General features: G+C 50.5%; 14 protein-coding genes. 5 read left to right on the forward strand and 9 right to left on the reverse strand.

Going from position 1 to position 21,380, the window contains the following annotated elements; genetic code table 11:
* Window positions 1-12: 12 nt before the first annotated feature.
* Both AB7038_RS08980 and rlmKL read right to left on the reverse strand, forming a co-directional pair.
* Window positions 13-1,932 carry an ABC transporter ATP-binding protein gene (locus tag AB7038_RS08980; protein ID WP_369453160.1) on the reverse strand — a complete coding sequence of 640 codons (1,920 nt, stop codon included), beginning with the start codon at window positions 1,930-1,932 and terminating at the stop codon, window positions 13-15.
* Window positions 1,933-1,940: 8 nt separating this feature from the next.
* A complete protein-coding gene (rlmKL, locus tag AB7038_RS08985) occupies window positions 1,941-4,055 on the reverse strand; it encodes a bifunctional 23S rRNA (guanine(2069)-N(7))-methyltransferase RlmK/23S rRNA (guanine(2445)-N(2))-methyltransferase RlmL (protein ID WP_368888833.1) in 2,115 nt (704 codons plus the stop codon).
* A 196-nt stretch (window positions 4,056-4,251) separates the two neighbouring features.
* Between rlmKL and AB7038_RS08990 the strand changes: the two genes are divergently transcribed.
* Window positions 4,252-5,322 (forward strand): MOSC domain-containing protein, encoded by a 1,071-nt coding sequence (locus tag AB7038_RS08990; protein WP_440590464.1) that lies wholly within the window; start codon window positions 4,252-4,254, stop codon window positions 5,320-5,322.
* A gap of 151 nt (window positions 5,323-5,473) precedes the next feature.
* On the opposite strand, the gene AB7038_RS08995 is transcribed toward AB7038_RS08990, so the two are convergent.
* The 4 genes from AB7038_RS08995 to pepN form a co-directional block, all read right to left on the reverse strand.
* On the reverse strand, window positions 5,474-6,019 hold the full coding sequence (locus AB7038_RS08995) for a cell division protein ZapC (RefSeq protein ID WP_004235855.1): 546 nt from the start codon (window positions 6,017-6,019) through the stop codon (window positions 5,474-5,476).
* A 187-nt stretch (window positions 6,020-6,206) separates the two neighbouring features.
* Window positions 6,207-7,217: a quinone-dependent dihydroorotate dehydrogenase gene (pyrD, locus tag AB7038_RS09000; RefSeq protein ID WP_004235854.1), complete on the reverse strand. Its 1,011-nt coding sequence runs from the start codon at window positions 7,215-7,217 to the stop codon at window positions 6,207-6,209.
* Window positions 7,218-7,421: 204 nt separating this feature from the next.
* Window positions 7,422-8,648 carry a TPM domain-containing protein gene (locus AB7038_RS09005; RefSeq protein WP_369453162.1) on the reverse strand — a complete coding sequence of 409 codons (1,227 nt, stop codon included), beginning with the start codon at window positions 8,646-8,648 and terminating at the stop codon, window positions 7,422-7,424.
* Between the two features lie 286 nt (window positions 8,649-8,934).
* Window positions 8,935-11,553 (reverse strand): aminopeptidase N, encoded by a 2,619-nt coding sequence (gene pepN, locus AB7038_RS09010; protein ID WP_369453163.1) that lies wholly within the window; start codon window positions 11,551-11,553, stop codon window positions 8,935-8,937.
* Window positions 11,554-11,827: 274 nt separating this feature from the next.
* On the opposite strand from pepN, the gene pncB reads away from it, so the two are divergent.
* From pncB to AB7038_RS09030, 4 genes are all read left to right on the forward strand, one after another.
* A complete protein-coding gene (gene pncB / locus AB7038_RS09015) occupies window positions 11,828-13,042 on the forward strand; it encodes a nicotinate phosphoribosyltransferase (protein ID WP_369453164.1) in 1,215 nt (404 codons plus the stop codon).
* A gap of 225 nt (window positions 13,043-13,267) precedes the next feature.
* Window positions 13,268-14,668 carry an asparagine--tRNA ligase gene (gene asnS / locus AB7038_RS09020; protein WP_072870894.1) on the forward strand — a complete coding sequence of 467 codons (1,401 nt, stop codon included), beginning with the start codon at window positions 13,268-13,270 and terminating at the stop codon, window positions 14,666-14,668.
* Window positions 14,669-14,961: 293 nt separating this feature from the next.
* Complete coding sequence (locus tag AB7038_RS09025) at window positions 14,962-16,134, forward strand: porin (RefSeq protein ID WP_368888690.1); 1,173 nt, start codon at window positions 14,962-14,964, stop codon at window positions 16,132-16,134.
* Window positions 16,135-16,495: 361 nt separating this feature from the next.
* Complete coding sequence (locus tag AB7038_RS09030; RefSeq protein WP_004235846.1) at window positions 16,496-17,686, forward strand: amino acid aminotransferase; 1,191 nt, start codon at window positions 16,496-16,498, stop codon at window positions 17,684-17,686.
* A gap of 74 nt (window positions 17,687-17,760) precedes the next feature.
* Here AB7038_RS09030 and AB7038_RS09035 read toward each other — a convergent pair whose 3' ends face one another.
* From AB7038_RS09035 to ldtD, 3 genes are all read right to left on the reverse strand, one after another.
* Window positions 17,761-18,408 carry an MBL fold metallo-hydrolase gene (locus tag AB7038_RS09035; RefSeq protein ID WP_368888691.1) on the reverse strand — a complete coding sequence of 216 codons (648 nt, stop codon included), beginning with the start codon at window positions 18,406-18,408 and terminating at the stop codon, window positions 17,761-17,763.
* Between the two features lie 38 nt (window positions 18,409-18,446).
* Window positions 18,447-18,995 (reverse strand): DUF882 domain-containing protein, encoded by a 549-nt coding sequence (locus tag AB7038_RS09040; RefSeq protein WP_368888692.1) that lies wholly within the window; start codon window positions 18,993-18,995, stop codon window positions 18,447-18,449.
* Window positions 18,996-19,461: 466 nt separating this feature from the next.
* Window positions 19,462-21,195: a L,D-transpeptidase gene (gene ldtD, locus AB7038_RS09045; protein ID WP_368888693.1), complete on the reverse strand. Its 1,734-nt coding sequence runs from the start codon at window positions 21,193-21,195 to the stop codon at window positions 19,462-19,464.
* Between the last annotated feature and the right edge of the window lie 185 nt (window positions 21,196-21,380).

Here is a 21,380-nt window from a genome sequence, read left to right on the forward strand (position 1 = left end):
TCACAGGCGGGATCAGTTCCCGCTCTGCATTGCTTCCAGCGTCTGCCAGCGCTCAAACGCCTCTTCCAGCGCATGCTCTTTCTCTGCCAGCAGCTTCAGCACTTTATCTGTTTCATCATGCGGCTGGTTAAAGAATTCAGGCGCACTGACCTGACTTTGCAGTTGCTGAATTTCCTCGTCGAGAGATTCCAGCAATGACGGCAGCTGTTCAAGTTCCCGCTGTAATTTATAACTTAATTTTGCAGATGTATTTGCTTTTTTAATGTTATCTTTACGTTTTTCTTCCGCCGCTTCCGGTTTCGCTGCTTTCTCCGCCGGGGCTTTCAGCGACTGAACCTGTGCCCGCTGCTGCTGAGCATCAAAGTAACCGCCGACATAACGCCCGATGGTGCCGTTGCCTTCAAAAATCCAGCATTCAGTCACGCAGTTATCAACAAACTGACGGTCATGGCTGACCAGCAGGACAGTGCCCTGATAGTTATCCACCAGCTCTTCCAGCAGTTCCAGTGTTTCGACATCAAGGTCGTTGGTCGGTTCATCCAGGATCAGCAGGTTGCTTGGTTTCAGGAACAATCTTGCCAGCAGCAGACGGTTACGCTCCCCGCCGGACAGGGCCCGCACCGGTGTTCTCGCCCGTTTCGGGTGGAACAGGAATTCCTGTAAATAGCCGAGCACATGGCGCGGTTTGCCGTTGACCAGCACTTCCTGTTTGCCTTCCGCCAGGTTATCCATCACCGTTTTATCCGGATCCAGCGCTGCACGGTGCTGGTCGAAGTAAGCCACTTCCAGTTTGGTACCGATGTGTACACTGCCGTCGTCCGGCTGTAAATCACCGAGCATCAGTTTCAGCAGCGTGGTTTTACCGCAGCCGTTCGGGCCGACGAGGGCAATTTTGTCCCCCCGGTTTACCTGAGCACTGAAATGACTGACCAGATTCTTACCGTCAATACCATAGCTGATATCATCGATTTCAAAGACGATTTTGCCGGAGCGGGTCGCCTCTTCCACCTGCATTTTCGCTTTGCCCATCACCTCGCGGCGTTCCGCGCGTTCGCTGCGCAGCGCTTTCAGGGCACGAACACGCCCTTCGTTACGGGTGCGGCGGGCTTTGATGCCCTGACGGATCCACACTTCTTCCTGCGCCAGTTTGCGGTCAAATTCCGCATTCTGCATCTCTTCGACACGCAGCGCTTCTTCCTTGGCCACCAGATAATCATCATAACTGCCCGGCCAGGAGGCCAATTTTCCGCGATCCAGATCGATAATCCGTGTCGCCATATTGCGGATAAATGAACGGTCATGGGAAATAAAGACAATACTGCCGCTGAAGTTTTTCAGGAAGCCTTCCAGCCACTGGATGGTTTCGATATCCAGGTGGTTGGTCGGTTCGTCCAGGAACAGCACTTTCGGTCCGCTGACCAGTGCACGGCCGAGTGCCGCTTTACGCAGCCAGCCGCCGGACAGTGCAGATAATTTTTCATCTGCCGGCAACTCCAGATGTGCGATCACATCCGCAATCCGGCTGTCGAGCAGCCATAAGTTCTGAGTGTCTAAGATCTCCTGCAGTTCCGCCATTTTTGACAGATTTTTATCGCTCGGATCACTTTCGACCAGTTTTGAGATCTGATGGAACGCCTTGATATGCTGTGCCTGCTCTGCCACCCCTTCGGCAACAAAATCAAACACCGTGCCTTCCACATCACGCGGCGGATCCTGCTGCAGACGGGCAACAATCAGATCCTGTTCATAGATAACCGTACCGTCATCCAGCGGCTGCTCTTTGGTCAGCACACGCATCAGGGTGGATTTTCCCGCCCCGTTGCGTCCGACCAGACAGACACGCTCATTTTCTTCGATATGCATCTCCGCATTTTCCAGCAGCGGAGCATCACTGAATGCGAGCCAGGCGCCCGCCATATTAATCAACGACATAATTTCTGTTATTCCTCGCCTGCATGGCGGATAAGCCAGCAGTTATGGATCTGACGGTTACGGGCAAAATCCTGTGACTGTGTTTTGGCGGTGATCTCCTGAGCAACCAGCCCCAGTGCATCCATACCGTCCTGATCTAATTTAAAACCGCGTTTATTGTTGGAGAACATCAGCGTACCACCGCGGCGCAGCATACGTTTCAGATGTTTCATCAGATCAATGTGATCACGCTGGACATCAAAGGTGTCCTCCATCCGTTTGGAGTTGGAGAACGTCGGCGGATCGATAAAGATCAGATCAAACTGTTCCGGGGTCTGTGCCAGCCAGCTCAGGCAGTCCGCCTGAATTAAACGGTGCTGTCTGCCGCTCAGGCCGTTGCTCTGGAGGTTGCGTTCCGCCCACTCCAGATAAGTACGTGACATATCCACAGACGTGGTGCTGCGCGCGCCGCCGAGACCGGCGTGAACCGTTGCCGAGCCGGTGTAGGCAAACAGATTGAGGAAGTCTTTGCCTTTGCTCATCTGTCCCAGCATTTTGCGGGCAATACGGTGATCAAGGAACAGACCGGTATCCAGGTAATCAGTCAGGTTAACCCATAACTGTGCGTTATACTCTTTCACCTGGAAGCTGTTCTGTTTCTCCGCCAGTTTTTCATACTGCTGTTTGCCTTTCTGGCGCTGACGGGTTTTCAGGATCAGCTTGTGCGCCGGTAACTCCAGCACGGCCAGTGTCGCGCTGATCACATCGAACAGGCGCTGACGCGCTTTGTTCGGATCCACGGTTTTCGGCGGTGCATATTCCTGCACCACCACATAATCCGCATAACGGTCAACCGCGACATTATACTCAGGCAGATCCGCATCATAAAGGCGATAACATTCAACGCCTTCCTGCTTCGCCCATTTTGCTAATTTTTTCTCATTCTTGCGCAGGCGGTTGGCAAAGTCCGCCCCGATATCCTGCGCTGTTGCCGGTGGTGTGTCACTTAACTGATAGTTTTTCTGCACACAATCCAGCGGGCCGTTTTTCGCCTTGAATTCACGCTCTGCACGCAATTGCAGGCTGCTGAGCAGTTCCGGGGAAGCACTGAATAATGACAGACGCCAGCCCGGGAAACGGGTTTTCACCACACGGCCAAACACACTGTGCAGGGCAATCAGCGCCGGTTCACTCTCCAGACGCTCGCCGTACGGCGGGTTGGAAATAATGGTGCCTTTCGGGCCTTCCGGCAGCGGGTTTTCCAGTTTGGTGGCATCTTTCTGCTGGAAAGTGATCAGTTTATCCACCCCGGCGCGACGGGCGTTGGCACGGGCCATATCCAGCACACGTTTATCGGTATCAGAACCGAAGAAGCGCGCGGTTGCACTGACCAGGCCGGCATTGGCACGTTCACGGGCTTCGGCACGGACCGATTCCCAGACCGCTTTATCGTGGCCGCCCCAGGCTTCAAAACCCCAGTGGTGGCGGTTCAGGCCCGGTGCACAATCAGAGGCAATCATTGCCGCTTCAATCAGCAGGGTGCCGGAGCCGCACATCGGATCAACCATCGGGGTCTCTTTCTGCCAGCCGGAACGCAGAATAATCGCCGCCGCCAGGTTCTCTTTCAGCGGCGCCTGACCGGCCAGTTCGCGGTAGCCGCGGATATGCAGGGAATCCCCGCTCAGATCGATCGCCAGCGAGGCTTTTTCTTTATTGAGATAGACATTGATGCGGATATCCGGCTGCTGTTTCGCCACATCCGGGCGCGTGCCGGTTTTGCGGGTAAAGCTGTCGACGATAGCATCTTTGACTTTCAGTGCGCCGTACTGGCTGTTGCGGATCTCATCGTTAGTTCCGTTGAAATGCACGGCAAATGTCTTGTCAGCGGAGAACACTGACGGCCAGTCAACGGACTGTACCGCGAGATAAAGATCCATGTCACTATAGACATTAAACTCATTCAGCGGTAATAAAATACGGGATGCCAGACGACTCCACATCAGACACGTGTACATCGTACGCGGCTGCGCCCGGAAGTGAACGCCACCCTGCGTAATACTGAGATCCTCAGCGCCCAGTGTCGCTAATTCATTTTTTAAGAGTTCTTCGAGCCCGCGGGCGGTGCTGGCAAAATACGCGTTCATCATGGTTTACCGTTGAAATAAAAAATTGGAGCGCATTATAGCGGATCCGGGCGGTAAATCATAAAATTGACGTTCACCTTTTTCCGGATAAACCGGGATGCCATTGTGGTATTACTGATAATAACGAAAAGAACGGATAACAATGACGACAACACCCATCACACTCTCCCGTTTATACACCTTTCCTGTAAAGTCAATGAAGGGCATCCGCCAGTCACAGAGTCATGCCGGGGAAACCGGGCTGGGCTTTGACCGCAATTTTATGATAACGGACGAGACCGGAAAATTTATTACCGCCCGCCGTTACCCGCAGATGGTGCTGTTTACCCCGGTGCTGCTGAGTAACGGGATTTATCTGCGCAGCCCGGAAGGCAGCGGCGCCACGATCCTGTTTGAGGATTTCCGCCCCGATCATCTGCCATGCGAAGTCTGGGGAAACCATTTCACCTCACTGCTTGCGCCGGAAAAAATCAATCAGTGGCTGTGTCAGTTCTTTGATATCCCGGTACAGCTGCGCTGGCTCAGTCCGCAATCCACCCGCAGAGTAAAAAAATTCCCGGATACTGCCGTGTCATTTGCCGACGGTTATCCTTATCTGGTGGTCAATGAAGCCTCTTTCCGTGAGGTTCAGCGCCGCTGCGATGCCGGCATTAAAATCGAGCAGTTCCGCGGCAATATTATTGTCACCGGTGCGGAGCCGTTTGCGGAAGACCGCTGGAAAACCATTCAGATCGGTGATGTGGTGTTTGATCTGAAAAAGCCGTGCAGCCGTTGTATTCTCACCACCGTCAGTACAGATAAAGGGATTAAACACCCGGAAATGGAGCCGTTTCACACCCTGCAAACCTTCCGGAAAGCCGCAGATAATGATGATGTGGATTTCGGCATGAATGCCATTGCCCGCAACAGCGGTGTGATTCAGGTCGGTGATACCGTCACCATACTGGAGATCCGTGAGCCGCGTCAGTATCAGGAACAGGAAGTGGAAAAGGTGCAGGCTGCCCCCGCACAACCGGAAGCAGCACTGGAACTGACATTCAACGGAAAATTGTACCCGGTGAATAATCAGCACGTCTTACTGGAGCAGCTGGAAGGCCATCAGGTCAATATTCCGTATTCCTGCCGTGCCGGTGTCTGCGGTTGCTGTAAAGTCACACTGGTCTCCGGCGAAGTGACTCCGCTGAAAGCCGGGGCGATAAAAGAGAACGGCGATATTCTGGCATGCAGTTGTATTCCGAAAACCAATATTATTATTCGTCACGCATAACCGGCCGTCACGAATAACCGGTAAAAAAATACCCCCGGCAGATAAACTACCGGGGGTATTTCCGGCTGAATTGATCACTTATTAATAATAAGGATCCGCCGGGGTTATATAACGTTATCTGATCCTGATTATGATCGTTTACCGGACAGCCTCAGACAGCTCTGCCCATTAATAAACTCCGTGTTACCGGGGTTCTCGGTAATAAACGATCATTCATGATCTTTATCGGATCACAAAAGCACATGCTCCGATCGTGTAATTCAAGTACCGGATCAACCAGCAGACATAAACTGGCACTGTCCCCTGCTTCCGCCACAATAAAGTTGCTGCGCTGACGATTGTTATCCGCCACCACTTCAACCAGCTGCCCCTGCTCCGGTTTTGTCATTGCGCAGAACAATGAGAAATACCAGCTCTTCGGCATTTGCGGCTTTAAAAAACGCGATGCAATTAACGCATTCAGTGTTAACTCAGCACACTGCTGTGCCGGAATATCTAATTTTTTAATCTGTTCTTCAAAGATAAAAAATAATGCGGCATCATCAACAGAAAACGGGCTGTGACACCGTGCGTACGGCGCCAGCAGGCGTGGTGCAAAATGGGAGCGGAATACCATTCCGTTGGCAAGATCCAGCATAATACGCTCATGCGTATCATCGTAATACCACTGCCATTGATCGTCAGGTTTTATTTTCATCTGATCACATTCCCGGCTAATACCTGATTAGCGATTTATATTTTCACTACACATTAAATAAAATAATTAAAAGTGATTGTTTACTTTAACGTGCATTGCCTGTCAGTGACAATTTTTCAGGCAACATCTGAAAATATAAAAGAAACAGGGGGAAAAATAAACCCCCTGACAGGAATAATAGTGAAAATTACAGGCAATTTACAATATTTTTAATTAATTTGGGCCCGTGGTAGATAAATCCTGAATAGATTTGGATCAATGATGCACCCGCTTCCATTTTTTCCCGGGCGGCAACCAGTGAATCTATTCCGCCGACACCGATGATTGGTAATTTCCCGTTAAGCTCTTTAGATAATAAACGGATAATTTCGGTGCTCTTACTCTGCACCGGGCGGCCACTTAATCCTCCGGTTTCATTACAGTGATTTAATCCCTGCACTAATGAGCGGTCTAATGTGGTATTGGTGGCAATCACACCATCAATATTATGACGCACCAGGCTGTCAGCAACCTGAATTAATTCTTCTGCTGTTAAATCCGGGGCAATTTTTACCGCGACAGGCACATATTTTCCGTGCTTCTGATGCAGTTCCTGCTGCTTTATTTTTATTGCTGACAGCAGGTCATCCAGCATATCGCCGTATTGCAGCGTCCGTAATCCCGGGGTATTCGGTGAGGAGATGTTAACAGCGATATACCCGGCGTGGGTATACACTTTATCCATACAAATCAGATAGTCATCTTTTCCCTGTTCAACCGGTGTATCTTTATTTTTACCGATATTAATTCCCAGAATACCGCCGAAACGGGCCTGTTTAATATTCTCAACCAGGTTATCCACTCCGAGATTATTAAATCCCATCCGGTTAATCAGCCCTTCTGCTTCGACAATACGGAACAGACGCGGCTTATCATTTCCCGGCTGTGGTTTCGGTGTGACCGTACCGACTTCAACAAAACCAAAACCCATTGCATCAAATGCTTCAATACATTCACCGTCTTTATCTAGACCGGCGGCTAATCCGAGCGGGTTTTTAAAAGAGAGTCCCATGCACTGAACGGGTTTGGTGGCGACATGCTGCTGAATAAGAAAACGGAAAGGAGAGCGGGAAAGACGTTTAAGCTGGTGAAAGGTGAATTCGTGGGCGCGTTCCGGATCAAGGCGGAACAGGGCCTTCCTGACTAGCGGATAATACATCTTAAATACCTTTTGCTATAGATATGTGTTTTCGGCACAACACGCCGTACCGGGCAATTTCTCTGTAACAAAATAGGTCGTGAATCATAGCTGAAACAGCGGGAGCCTATCTCAGGCGGCTATAATAGGTGAAATGCGTCCGTTCTGCACGGCTTTTTTACGCAGTAAATGACGCACACTTTTTGTGCGCCATATCCTGTCAGATCACCAGCGCCCGGATGCCCCGCCGCCGCCGCTGCGTCCGCCGCCTCCGGATGAGGATCGGCTGCTGCTCCGGCTGCCGCCGCTGTAACCGCCGCCGCTGCTTCCCCCGCCACGGCCGCCGCGCCCTGAACCACCGCCGCCTCCGCCGACAGTGACAAAACCGAAATAGTGTCCGATCCCGACAAACATGCCGAATCCCGCTCCCGCCACCACACCGGCGGCCAGGCTACCTTCTGAAAACAGTAATCCGAAAATAAAAGCAAATCCGCCGAATAAAAAGCCGACACAGATTGAAACCCGCAGTTTCTGAGGCCGGACAATTTTCGTCAGTATCCAGTACAATCCGCCGAGAGTGAGCAGGAATAAGAAGAAGGCCGCGATAAACATGGTGAATGTCAGCACTATCACCAGCCAGAACGGCAGAATCTGCAGGAACAGGAACTGACTCCAGCGCGGTAATTCTGTGTAGAGAAAATCTTCCCCGAAATGAATACCGTTTCCGGCCGGATTATTAAAGCCGCCGGCGTACCAGGTCAGATAAAGAATAATGGCGATCGGAATTGCCGCTTTCAGCTTAAAGCGTTTCACCATGCCATACAGGAAAGCGCCCCACAGATATGCACTCGCGGCCAGTACCGCACCAAGCACAATATCAATCCAGCCGACAGGCCCTGCCTGTTTGGCAATAAAGAATGCCGGAGTGGTGACCGGTGGCAGTGGTTCATTGCGGACTCTGGCAATCAGGGCATCGACGGTGTCATTAATACCACCGGCATAATTTCCCATTTTAAAATTCGGAATGAAATAATCCTTGAGAATACGATTTGCCACCGCATCACTCACCGCCCCTTCCAGTCCGTATCCGACCTCAATCCGCATCGCGCGATCATCTGACGCCACCAGCAATAAAATACCGTCATCAATATTGATACGACCTAACCGCCATTGGTTAAAGACTTTTTCCGCATAACTTTCAATATCGCGCGAGCCGGTAGTATTCACCGTCAGTACCGCAATCTGCGTACCGGTCCGCTCGCGCAGTGCATTCAGTTTCTGCTCAATACTGCTGCGCTCAGATGCAGTCAGCAATCCGGCGGTATCGGTAACCGATCCCTGCATACGGGGAAATGTTTCCGTCTGAGCCGCCGCCGTTACCGCAAAAAGCAGCAAAAACAGGGAAAAGATCCCCTGTAACCAGTGACTGAACCGGTTTATGTTATTTTTCATCCCGAAATCCTTTCTTATAGACAGGTCGTCATTGCCCTGAGTGTACCGTATCCGGTTAAAAATAACGCGCTGTTACAGTGATAATGTATTTCAGTGCAAAAAAAACACCTCCGGAGAGGTGTTTGGGAGGAGTTTGGTCTGTATCAGCTTCAGTGAAGTCGCTGACAGCGGGCAAAAACGAAAAGTCGCTGTAAATACCTCCCTGTACGCTCAGGCGCGTCATCCATAACGCGCATGCTTTTCGTTTCCCTGCCCGCTATCGCTCCTTTATCCGCAAAAGCAATGATCAGTTCTCATCCAGCGCTTTGGTGATTTTCTCGAACAGATCACCGGAGAGATTTTCCAGCCCTTTCAGGCGCAGCAATGCATCACGCATTTTGCTCTGACGGCTGTCGTCATACCGTTTCAGGCGGATCAGCGGCTCGATCAGACGTGACGCGACCTGCGGGTTACGGCTGTTGAGGTCACAGAGGATCTCCGCCAGGAATTCATAGCCTTTACCGGACTTATCATGGAACGCTTTCGGGTTATTCATCACAAACGCACCGATCAGCGAGCGCACCCGGTTCGGGTTCGCCATGGTGAAGGAACGGTGAGTGAGCAGTGATTTCACATTATCCAGCACATCCGCATCCGGACGTGTGGCCTGAAGAATAAACCACTTGTCCATCACCAGACCATCCTGATGCCATTTGTTGTCGTAATCCGCCAGCAGGTTATCGCGGCACGGCAGTGCGGCTTTCACCGCCGCCGTCAGGGCCGCCAGGGAATCGGTCATATTGTCGGCCTGCGCATACTGTTGTGATACACGCTTGTCCGCCTGCACTTTGTCCTCATCCAGTGCCAGGTAGCCCAGACAGACATTGCGCAGATCGCGTTTTGCAATATCCGCATGATCGATTTGGTATGCCCCGGTTTTCATGCTGACATACACAGCATACAGCTCATCCGCCAGTTCACGGGCAAATGTACCGGCGATAAAGGTCATTACCGCGTTGATTGCATCCGGATCCACCACCGGGAACCATTCCGCAACCTCGGTTTCTGACGGCAGGGTCAGAATCTGAGCCGCCAGCGCCGGATCGATCTGCTCATCAAGCAGCACCGCACGGAAAGCATCGGTTACCCCTTCCGGTAACTGTAAGTCTTCACCGGCCTGATAACGGCGGATGTTTTCCCTGATATGTAACGCCAGCAGAAACTGTGCGGCATCCCAGCGGGCAAATTCATTGCGGGCGTGCTGCATCAGGAATGCCAGCTGTGCATCGGTATACGGATAATCCACTTTCACCGGTGCGGAGAATTCGCGGAACAGTGACGGTACCGGCTTTTCACTGACATCATCAAAGGTGAAGGTCTGTTCATCACGGGTAATATTCAGTACTGAATGAACCGGCTCCCCTTCATGACGCAGCGGAAGCACGTCGCCGTTACTGCCGTACAGTTCAATATCAAACGGGATATGCAGCGGCTGTTTGTCCTGCTGATCCGGTGTCGGCGGGGTCATCTGGGTCACATGCAGCTGATACTGTTTTTTATCCGCATCATAGCTGTCACGTACAGTCACCAGCGGCGTACCGGACTGGCTGTACCAGCGGCGGAACAGGGTGAGATCGACATTAGACGCATCTTCCATCGCCTGCACAAAATCATCACAGGTCGCGGCGCTGCCGTCATGGCGGTGAACATAAAGCTGCATCCCCGCCTGGAACTGCTCTTCGCCAAGCAGCGTGTGGATCATACGGATCACTTCAGAACCTTTCTCATACACCGTCAGTGTATAGAAGTTATTCATTTCAATGACTTTATCCGGACGGATCGGGTGCGCCATCGGACCGGCGTCCTCGGCAAACTGAGCGGCACGCATCACGCGGACATTATTGATACGGTTGACCGGGCGGGAACCGAGGTCAGAGCTGAATTCCTGGTCACGGAAAACGGTCAGCCCTTCTTTCAGGCTGAGCTGGAACCAGTCACGGCAGGTGATACGGTTACCGGTCCAGTTATGGAAATATTCATGACCTATAACAGATTCAATCCCGAGATAATCTTTATCCGTTGCTGTTTCATTCTTCGCCAGCACATATTTGGAGTTAAAGACATTCAGCCCTTTGTTCTCCATCGCACCCATATTAAAGAAATCAACGGCCACAATCATATAGATGTCGAGGTCATACTCGAAACCAAAGCGCTCCTCATCCCATTTCATAGCATTTTTCAGGGAGGTCATCGCCCAGCCGGCGCGGTCGAGGTTGCCTTTGTCGACAAACAGTTCCAGCGCCACATCACGGCCGCTGCGGGTGGTAAAAGTATCGCGCAGCACATCAAAATCACCGGCCACCAGAGCAAACAGATAACTTGGTTTCGGGAACGGATCTTCCCATTTCACCCAGTGTTTATCCCCGGATTCCCCGGCATCAATCCGGTTACCGTTAGATAACAGATACGGATAACGGGCTTTGTCCGCCGTGATCCGGGTGGTGTAACGCGCCAGCACATCCGGACGATCAAGGTAATACGTGATATGACGGAAGCCTTCCGCCTCACACTGTGTGCAGAGTGCATCACCGGACACATACAACCCTTCAAGGGCGGTATTTTCCGCCGGACTGATTTCATTAATAATTTGCAGGGTGAATTGTTCAGGCACATTCTGAATGTGCAGCGAACCGGATTCTTCGCGGTAATCTGACCAGACTTTGCCGTCAATGGTCAGCTGCTTAAGGGTCAGCCCCTCACCGGCAAGCACCAGCTCAGAGGCGTTGTCATTCAGGCGCTTCACCTGACTGACGGCAGTCACCACTGTCGTCTGCGGGTCGAGCGCAAAATCGAGATCAATATGGGTAATGGTATAGTCAGGAGCCTGATAGTCCTGACGATACTTCGCCTGCCGCTGTTGTGTCATGGTTTTCTCTTCACTGTTTTATTAAATGATTACAATTACGCTGTACTTAGGCTCTCATAATTCAGGCATCGTGGTAAACGAAATTTTAGCAGTTTGTGATACACCCTGATTTCCTGACGGTGCGGTACCGCACTAAATATGAATAAAATGTTAACAAATAATGTGATTGCGCGCTGAACATCACGCACAGGGAAAATAACGTGTTACTATACGCAGATAATAGTAAGCTATAACCTGTTTAGGTTGATTGCTCCGTGAGGATGCTGAAAGCGCCATGAATTCAGAAGCAACCCCGATTATCACATCACTGCTGGATACCGATGCGTATAAGCTGCATATGCAGCAGGCAGTGTTCCATCATTACCGCTCAATTCCTGTGGTCGCGGAATTCCGCTGCCGGAGCAGCAAACGTCTGGGGCAGTACGCAGATGAACTGCGCCGCCGGGTGGCAATGATGGCAGAGCTGTCAGTCAGTGATGACGAGTACAACTACCTGGCCCGCCTGCCGTTCTTTTCGGCGGACTATCTCGCCTGGTTCCGTCAGTTCCGGTTTGATCCGTCACAGGTGAATATCCGCTGTGACAGCAACGGTCAGCTGGCTATCCGTATCAGCGGCCCGTGGGTGGAAGTTATCCTGTGGGAAGTGCCGCTGCTGGCGCTGATCAGTGAACTCGTCCACCATCATGAATCACCTCAGGTCACGCCGGAAGATGCCGTTATCCGTCTGCGTGAGCTGGTGGCACGTTTTTATCAGGATGCAGAGCAGGCAGGGATCGACCTCAGCCGCTTTAAACTGATGGATTTCGGTACCCGCCGCCGTTTCTCTTTTGATGTTCAGAAGGCGATTGTCACTGAACTGAAACAACATTTCCCCTATCTGGTCGGCACCAGTAATTACCTGCTGGCGGAAAAACTCGATCTGGAACCGGTCGGCACCCAGGCACATGAATGGTTCCAGGCACATCAGCAGATCAGTGCTGAACTGGCCAACAGCCAGCGCGCTGCCCTCCAGACCTGGCTTGATGAATATCCCGATCAGCTCGGTGTCGCCTTAACAGACTGCATCACAATGGATGCTTTCCTGCGCGATTTCGATGCCCCCTTTGCCCGTGCCTATCAGGGTCTGCGCCACGATTCCGGGGATCCGGTGGAATGGGGTGAAAAAGCCATTGCTCATTATGAAAAGCTGGGTATCGACCCGATGAGTAAAACGCTGGTCTTTTCAGACAACCTGGATTTCGGCAAAGCCCTCGCGCTTTATGCCCATTTCTGTGACCGGATAAACCTGGTGTTCGGTATCGGCACCCGCCTGACCTGCAATATCCCGGATGTCGAGCCGCTTAATATTGTTATCAAGCTGGTGGAATGCAACGGCAAACCGGTTGCCAAACTTTCTGACAGCCCGGGCAAAACCATCTGCGAAGATGATGAATTTGTCGATAAACTGCGCCGCGCTTTTGATATTCCCCACGTTCAGCGCGCCTGCTGATCCCTCCTTTTATATACCAGCCCCCGGAGAACAGAAAAAGACGGTTATTTTTTCTGTTTTTCGGGCTGTTCCCCCCTAATTTCTGCTTGTTTCCTGAGAGTGAGCAAGTAACATAGTGAGATTGCCCGTTTGACGGCAACTGATGACTATTCTGTTACTCACATCTCAGAGGATGGCGGGTAACGCGTGTAACAGACCTATATATAAGAAGAGAGAGTTTCAACTATGAGCATAGCGCCTGTGGTCGATGTACTGCAAGGCCGTGTACCTGTTGACAGCGAAGTCACGGTACAGGGTTGGGTCCGTACAAGGAGAGATTCAAAAGCCGGGATCTCATTCCTCGCCGTCTACGACGGTTCCTGCTTTAATCCGGTACAGGCCGTCATCGAAAATAATTTACCTAATTATAATGATGAAGTGCTTCATTTAACGGCGGGCTGTTCTGTCGAAGTTACCGGGAAAGTAGTTGCTTCCCCGGGCCAGGGACAAAGCTTTGAAATTCATGCCTCACAGGTTCGTGTGGTTGGTATGGTTGATGACCCGGATACCTACCCGATGGCGGCAAAACGCCACTCTGTCGAGTATCTGCGTGAAGTGGCGCATCTGCGTCCGCGTACTAACCTGATTGGTGCGGTTGCCCGTGTCCGTCATACCTTATCCCAGGCATTACACCGTTTCTTTGATGAGCAGGGTTTCTTCTGGGTATCCACCCCGCTGATCACCACCTCCGATACCGAAGGTGCCGGTGAAATGTTCCGCGTCTCTACGCTGGATTTCCACAACCTGCCGCGTAACGACAAAGGCGAAGTGGATTTCAGCGAAGACTTTTTCGGCCAGGAAGCCTTCCTGACTGTATCCGGTCAGCTGAACGGCGAAGCTTATGCCTCTGCGCTGAGCAAAATCTACACCTTCGGCCCGACATTCCGTGCGGAAAACTCCAACACCAGCCGCCACCTGGCGGAATTCTGGATGGTCGAGCCGGAAGTGGCGTTTGCCAATCTGAATGATATCGCCGGTCTGGCCGAAGCCATGCTGAAATATGTCTTCAAAGCCGTTCTGGAAGAGCGCCGCGACGACCTCGAATTCTTTGCTGAGCGTATTAATAAAGAAGCAATCGAACGTCTGGAGCGTTTTGTCACTTCCGATTTCGCACAGGTTGATTACACCGACGCGATCAAAATCCTGGAAAACTGCGGCAAAACCTTTGAAAACGACGTGTACTGGGGCGTGGATATGTCCTCTGAGCACGAGCGTTACCTGGCAGAAGAACACTTCAAAGCGCCTGTGGTCGTTAAAAACTACCCGAAAGCCATCAAAGCCTTCTATATGCGCGAAAACGAAGATGGCAAAACCGTGGCCGCGATGGACGTCCTGGCACCGGGGATCGGCGAAATCATCGGGGGTTCCCAGCGTGAAGAACGTCTGGACAGACTCGATGCCCGCTTTGATGAACTGGGTATGAATAAAGAAGATTACTGGTGGTACCGTGATCTGCGCCGCTACGGCACAGTGCCGCATGCCGGTTTCGGTCTGGGCTTCGAGCGTTTGGTATCATATGTGACGGGTGTCTCAAATATCCGTGAAACCATCCCGTTCCCTCGCACCCCGCGCAGCGCCACATTCTGATTTCCATCAAAAATATTGAATGTAAAAAGCCGGCCTTCAGGTCGGCTTTTTTTATGTCTGATGATCTGACTGTTCAAAAAGTTCCCGATTATTTACATTTTGAAATACTTTTTTGCCATTTGTTACAGATTCTTCGTTTTTGTAGCACTTTCAGGGTAGATAAAATATTTTACCAATGGAACACTGGTCGCCGACACAGACGACACTAAACTCTCATAAATAGTTCCAAATTTTTTTCAGAACTATTTCTGGCAGTGGCAGGTGTCCGAATAACACCAATGAGGGTAATAATAATGAAACGCAATATTCTTGCAGTGGTTATCCCGGCTCTGTTAGTTGCTGGTGCAGCAAACGCAGCTGAAATCTACAACAAAGACGGCAACAAAGTAGACCTGTACGGTAAAGTTGACGTTCGTCACATGTTCGCTAAGTCTGATGACAACGGTTCTAAAGAAGATGGCGACGATTCACGCGTTCGTTTCGGCATCAAAGGTGAAACTCAGATCACTGACCAGCTGACCGGTTTCGGTCGTTTCGAAAACGAAATCAAAACCAACGGCACTGAAGGCGACAACAAAAACAAAGTACGTTTAGCTTACGCTGGTTTCAAATTCGCTGAATTCGGTTCAATCGACTACGGCCGTAACTACGGTGTGGTATATGACACTGCAGCATGGACCGACGTTCTGCCACTGTTCGGTGGCGACACCATGGCACAGACCGACGTTTACATGACCGGTCGTAACGCTAACCTGCTGACTTACCGTAACAGCGACATGTTCGGTTACGTTGATGGCCTGAGCTTCGCTCTGCAGTACCAGGGTGCTAACGACGATAACTCTATCGCAAACCGTGGTAAAGCAATCAAAGATCCAGTAACTGGTGAAGTTGATTATACCGCCGATGCTAAAGCTAATGGCGACGGTTACGGCTTCTCTTCTGCCTATGATCTGGGCTGGGGCGTGACTCTGGGTGCTGGTTATTCTAACTCTGCCCGTCCTTTAGGTCAGCAGTATAACTCTATCGCAGAAGGCAAGCGTGCTGAAGCATGGAACGTTGGTGCTAAATACGACGCTAACAACCTGTATCTGGCAGCTATGTACGGCGAAACCCGTAACATGACTAAGTTCGGTGAATACGACCTGATCGCTAACAAAACTCAGAACATCGAATTAGTAGCACAGTACCAGTTCGATTTCGGTCTGCGTCCATCCATCGCATACCTGCAGTCTAAAGGTAAGAACCTGAACGTAGATGCAGATTTCACTAACAGCAATGGCGAGCGTTATTCTGATAACCAGGATCTGTTAAAATACATCTCTGTAGGTACTTACTACTACTTCAACAAAAACATGTCTGCAGTTATCGATTATAAAATCAACCTGCTGGACAACAATGACTTTACCCGTGATGCGAAAATCAACACTGGTGACGTTGTTGGTTTAGGTCTGACCTACCAGTTCTGATTTAGCTTTAACGCTAAGTATGAATACAAAACCCACGGCTTGCCGTGGGTTTTTTGTTATCTGTATATCCTTATTCATTCAAACTACAGGTTCGTTGGCTGCACTCAGCCCGCTGGGTCACATACTAATGTATGCTCCCCATCTGTCTTCCTTTGCCGCCTTCCTGTAACTTGAATGACGTTGGATATATAACCCGTTTTGTGATGCATTTTCATGCAAACCTCAACAGGACGTCACCCACTTCACAAGATCTTCGTCTTTTTTCTGTAAACAGTTGGCAAATGATTTACAGGGAGTTAACCTGATAACCTTGTGACAGTCCTCTTATCCGCACTATCAGATACTATTGGGATCAACAACTATGTTTGAGAATATTACTGCCGCGCCTGCCGACCCGATCTTAGGTCTGGCTGACAGCTTCCGTCAGGACCCCCGTGAAAACAAAATCAATTTAGGTATTGGTGTTTATAAAGATGAAACCGGTAAAACACCGGTACTGAGCTGCGTTAAAAAAGCGGAAAAGTATCTGCTGGATAATGAAACCACGAAAAACTATCTGCCGATTACCGGGATCCCTGAATTCGGAACAGTAACTCAGGCACTGCTGTTTGGTGATAACAGCGATATCATCACCGCCAAACGTGCCCGTACCGCACAGGCGCCGGGCGGCACCGGTGCGCTGCGTATCGCGGCTGATTTTATTGCTAAACAAACCAGCGCAAAACGTGTCTGGATCAGCAACCCGACCTGGCCTAACCATAACGGCATCTTTGCCGGTGCCGGTCTGGAAATCTGCACTTACAATTACTATGATGCCGAAAACCATTCACTGGATTTCAATGGCATGCTGGCAAGCCTGGAAGCGGCACAGGCCGGTGATGTGATCCTGCTGCACGGTTGCTGCCACAACCCGACCGGTATTGACCCGACAGCTGAGCAGTGGGCGCAATTATCTGTTCTGGTAAAAGAAAAAGGTCTGCTGCCGGTCTTTGACTTTGCTTATCAGGGCTTCGCTGCCGGTCTGGATGAAGACGCTCAGGGACTGCGTATTTTCGCAAAATCTCACCCTGAAATGCTGGTGGCCAGCTCTTACTCCAAAAACTTCGGTATGTACAATGAGCGTGTCGGTGCCTGCACTCTGGTTGCGGCTGATCCGGATACCGCTGATCGCGCATTCAGCCAGATCAAGATAGTGATCCGCACCAACTACTCTAACCCGCCGTCACACGGTGGCGCTGTGGTAACGACAGTATTGTCTGATCCGGAACTGAAAGAAGAGTGGATTCAGGAACTGACCACCATGCGTGAGCGCATCAAGCGTATGCGTCAGCTCTTTGTTAACACCCTGCAGGAAAAAGGCGCGAAGCAGGACTTCAGCTTTATTATCCGCCAGAACGGTATGTTCTCTTTCAGCGGCCTGACCAAAGAGCAGGTTGCGCGTCTGCGTGATGAATATGCAGTCTATGCTGTCAGCTCCGGTCGTATCAACGTTGCCGGTCTGACGCTGGAAAATATGGTTCCGCTGTGCGAAGCCATTGTCGCGGTACTGTAATTTCGTTTTGACCATAAAAAATGCCTGACTATGTCAGGCATTTTTTTTATTGCTGCAATGTGCGGTGATGTAACTTACCAGACCGGCTGCTCATCCTGCAGGAACGGATTTGTGCGGCGCTCTTCCCCGAGTGTGGACATCGGGCCGTGGCCGGGAATAAAGCGATACTCATCCCCTAACGGCAGTACTTTTTCTTTAATGGAGCGGATCAGATCCTGATGATTACCGCGCGGGAAGTCACTGCGGCCGACGCCCCCTCTGAACAGCACATCACCCATTGAAATCAGTTTATCCTGCTTATCCACAAAAATAACATGACCCGGTGTATGGCCCGGGCAGTGCAGCACATCCAGCTCAAGATTGCCGACAGTGACCTTGTCGCCCTCTTCCAGCCACTGATCCGGGGTAAATGCACGACACGGCTCCACACCGAACATCTGGCTCTGCTGTGTCAGCCCCTCTATCCAGAAAGCATCTTCTTTCTGCGGGCCGATCACCGGTACATTAAAGTGCTCTGCCACATCCGCAGTTGCGCCGACATGGTCAAAGTGACCGTGAGTCAGGAGAATTTTTTCCAGTTTCAGACCGCGTTGTTCAATTTCACGGATAAGACGCGGCGCTTCACCGCCGGGATCGACAATGGCAGCGGCTTTAGTTTCATCGCACCAAATCAGGGTGCAGTTCTGCATAAAGCCGGTGACAGGAATAATATGATATTGCATGACACAAAACTCCGGTTAAAGCGGGTAATAACAACAGATTACCACGTTCTGACCGGTCCTGTATCCATATGAACAAAATTACTGGACGGATAATAGCCCACACCGCCCGCCCGCATTTTCATGGCTGCTTTACGAACCTGACTTAACTGGATGCCCGGAATACGGAAATCCATTGCCTGGCCGCGGGTGTGATAACTTTTTTTCGCCACACCGGAGGTGGTTCTGCGCAGTTCATTATTGGTAATCAGAGAACGATAGCCGGACACCAGCTGAATAGGTTTATTGATGTTCATCATCACCTGTAACAGATACATCTGGTCAAACAGGTGCGGGTCAATGGTTTTGATTTTGTTACTGCGGTGGTCGCGGAACAGCTTGTTAAGGCGGGCGAGTTCAGAGCGGTTATAACGTTTACCGTCAAAAAATTCTGCTTTCAAAAATTCACCGGTATTGAGGTTTTCAAACCGTAAAATTTTCGGCCGGGGTGTGGTCAGGGACGCAAATGCGTGATTCGGTAATAAAGCCAACCCCAGCGCCGCCGCACCAAAACCCAGCCATTTGCGGCGGTCGTTATCAATTGTATCCATTGACGGTAATCACTCTTTATCTGATTAAATATTACATGGCCGGACAGCGATAATTATGTTCACCGTTCAGACCCGCAGCGGATCAGTTTTGTCTATTTCTGTAAATTTTCGTCAGGTTATTTCAATATTAACGTCAATATGAAAAAAACAGCAATAAACAAAACTGACCGTCTATTTTTTACCGATTCAATCCCCCGGAGTCAAATAAAAAAACACATTTTTACTCAGAAAGTAAACCTCACCGACATTTTCATGAACATCCGGTGTGTGACGGCACAGTGCCGCATCCGCTGAGCCTTTGCCGGTAGTAGTGATATGACCGAATTAATCATTTTTAGTTAATTAACGGAATAACAGAATATAATATTGCGCAGTGAATTATTTTTATCTGCACATCGTTTTCCGGTTAATTATATTTCAGAAGAAGAAAGCCGCTTATTTGTAATAAATAAACGGCTTCATGTGATCAGCTTTTTATCAGGAAAGGCGTGATATCCGTTAATTTATCAATACCTTTCAGGCTGCTGTCATCGTAGCGGTAAATATCCGCGCGATATTGCGGGATATTCTCCGCATTTACCCATGCAGTCTGATAATAGAGATAAACCGGAATACGGTTCGGGATAGAGACATAACGGGTACTGCCCGCTTTCAGTGCACCATCTACACGGGTTTCGTTCCAGCCTGCGTCACCAAGGAGTATCGCCGCGAGATCTTTGGCTTTATTCACCCGCACACAACCGGAACTGATAGCCCGCATGTTTTTATTAAACAGGCTGTGGTTCGGGGTATCGTGCAGATAAATCGCCTCTGAGTTCGGCATATTGAATTTATAGCGTCCCAGCGAGTTGGACGGACCCGGTGCCTGGGTTATCCGGTACGGGAAGTTTGACGGTGTGATAACACTCCAGTCAATGCTGTACGGGTCAACCACAGAGGCGTTGTTACTCCAGCCATTATAGATGGTGTAACCACGGCTGCTGAAATAGCTCGGATCGGCCCTGCCGCGCGGTACAACATCCTGTCGGCTCATGGTCGGCGGAACCGTCCACGGCGGATTAATCACCACATTATTCAGGGCGCTGGACATAATTGGTGTTTTACGTTCCGCACGGCCGACAATGGTTCTGGATTCCAGGATCAGATTATTATCCACATAGAAATACAGGGAAAAATCCGGAATATTGACCAGAATAGCGGTCGGCTGACTGTCCGGCGTAATACGCAGACGCTGAATATTCACCGCCATAATGGCTGCACGCATCTGTGGTGTCTTATTCAGCCACTCACGGGTCTGCTTACCGATGACACCATCGGCTTCCAGGCCGTGCTGTAACTGAAACTGTTTAACGGCCGCCACCAGCGTTTTATCGTAAGCAGCACCGGCGCTCATCATGTCATTGGCAGAGATCAGATTAAAGCGGTGCAGGATCTCACGCAGTGCCCCGACAGATTCGTGGCTTTCCCCCGGACGCAATGTGCGGTTAATCACCATTTCCGGCCACGGCGCGGTATCCGCCAGTTCTGTCAGCATAGCTTTGCGCATCGGCTGATACATCTTATTCGCCGGTAACAGCGTATCTGTAAATGCCGCCAGTGTGCCGTTATGCGCCGCTGTATTCAGCCGTGCCAGTGACGGGGCACTGACAGCCGCAAACGTGAACGGACGGGCACCGTACAGCCATTTATCGCCTTTGGTGCTCACGTTGTCGAGGTAATAGAGATACCCCAGTGCCGCATCCGTTAAAATCATATCCCGCGCCAGCGGGGACAAATCCGGTTGTGCCAGGGCATTCAGCCAGGCCGTGAACTGCGGCTGGAATCCGGCAAGTGCGGCTTCCGCCAGCTGATTTTCCAGGGACAGACGCGCTTTTTCATCGGTCCACAGCGGTTTCAGCTGATGTTCCGCATAAATGTTTGTCAGTGTATCGGTATACAGTAATGGTGTTGCCGCCGGAACTTCACGGCGGATACTGTCAGCGACATCGCTCAGAGGCAGTGCATTAACACCGGCCACCGGCTCTGCGGCCTGTGTTTCTGTACTTTCCGGTGATTCTGAAAATACTTTCAGATTTTCCACTTTGGCATCTGCTTCAGTCAGATGCGTTACCGGTGCTGTTGAGGCCCACGAAACAGGCGTCAGTAACAGTGTTCCTATCATGGCGGAAATGGGAACAACTTTTTTAACTCCCGTCACCATAACATCCCTCTCTTATTTTTTATTATGTCTGTTCCGGCCAATTGTTAATACTTATGGTCAGTATAGTAAATGTATCGTTTAAAAGACTTCCCTGCTGATTTTACCTGTCAGAGAATAATTGAAAATAGGATAACGGAAAAATCGTAGAAAAAAGGCGCAAATACATCTTTTTAAGAGGAATACAC

Origin of the sequence: Morganella morganii, from assembly GCF_041099235.1 — a bacterium.
GTDB classification, from domain to species: domain Bacteria; phylum Pseudomonadota; class Gammaproteobacteria; order Enterobacterales; family Enterobacteriaceae; genus Morganella; species Morganella morganii_E.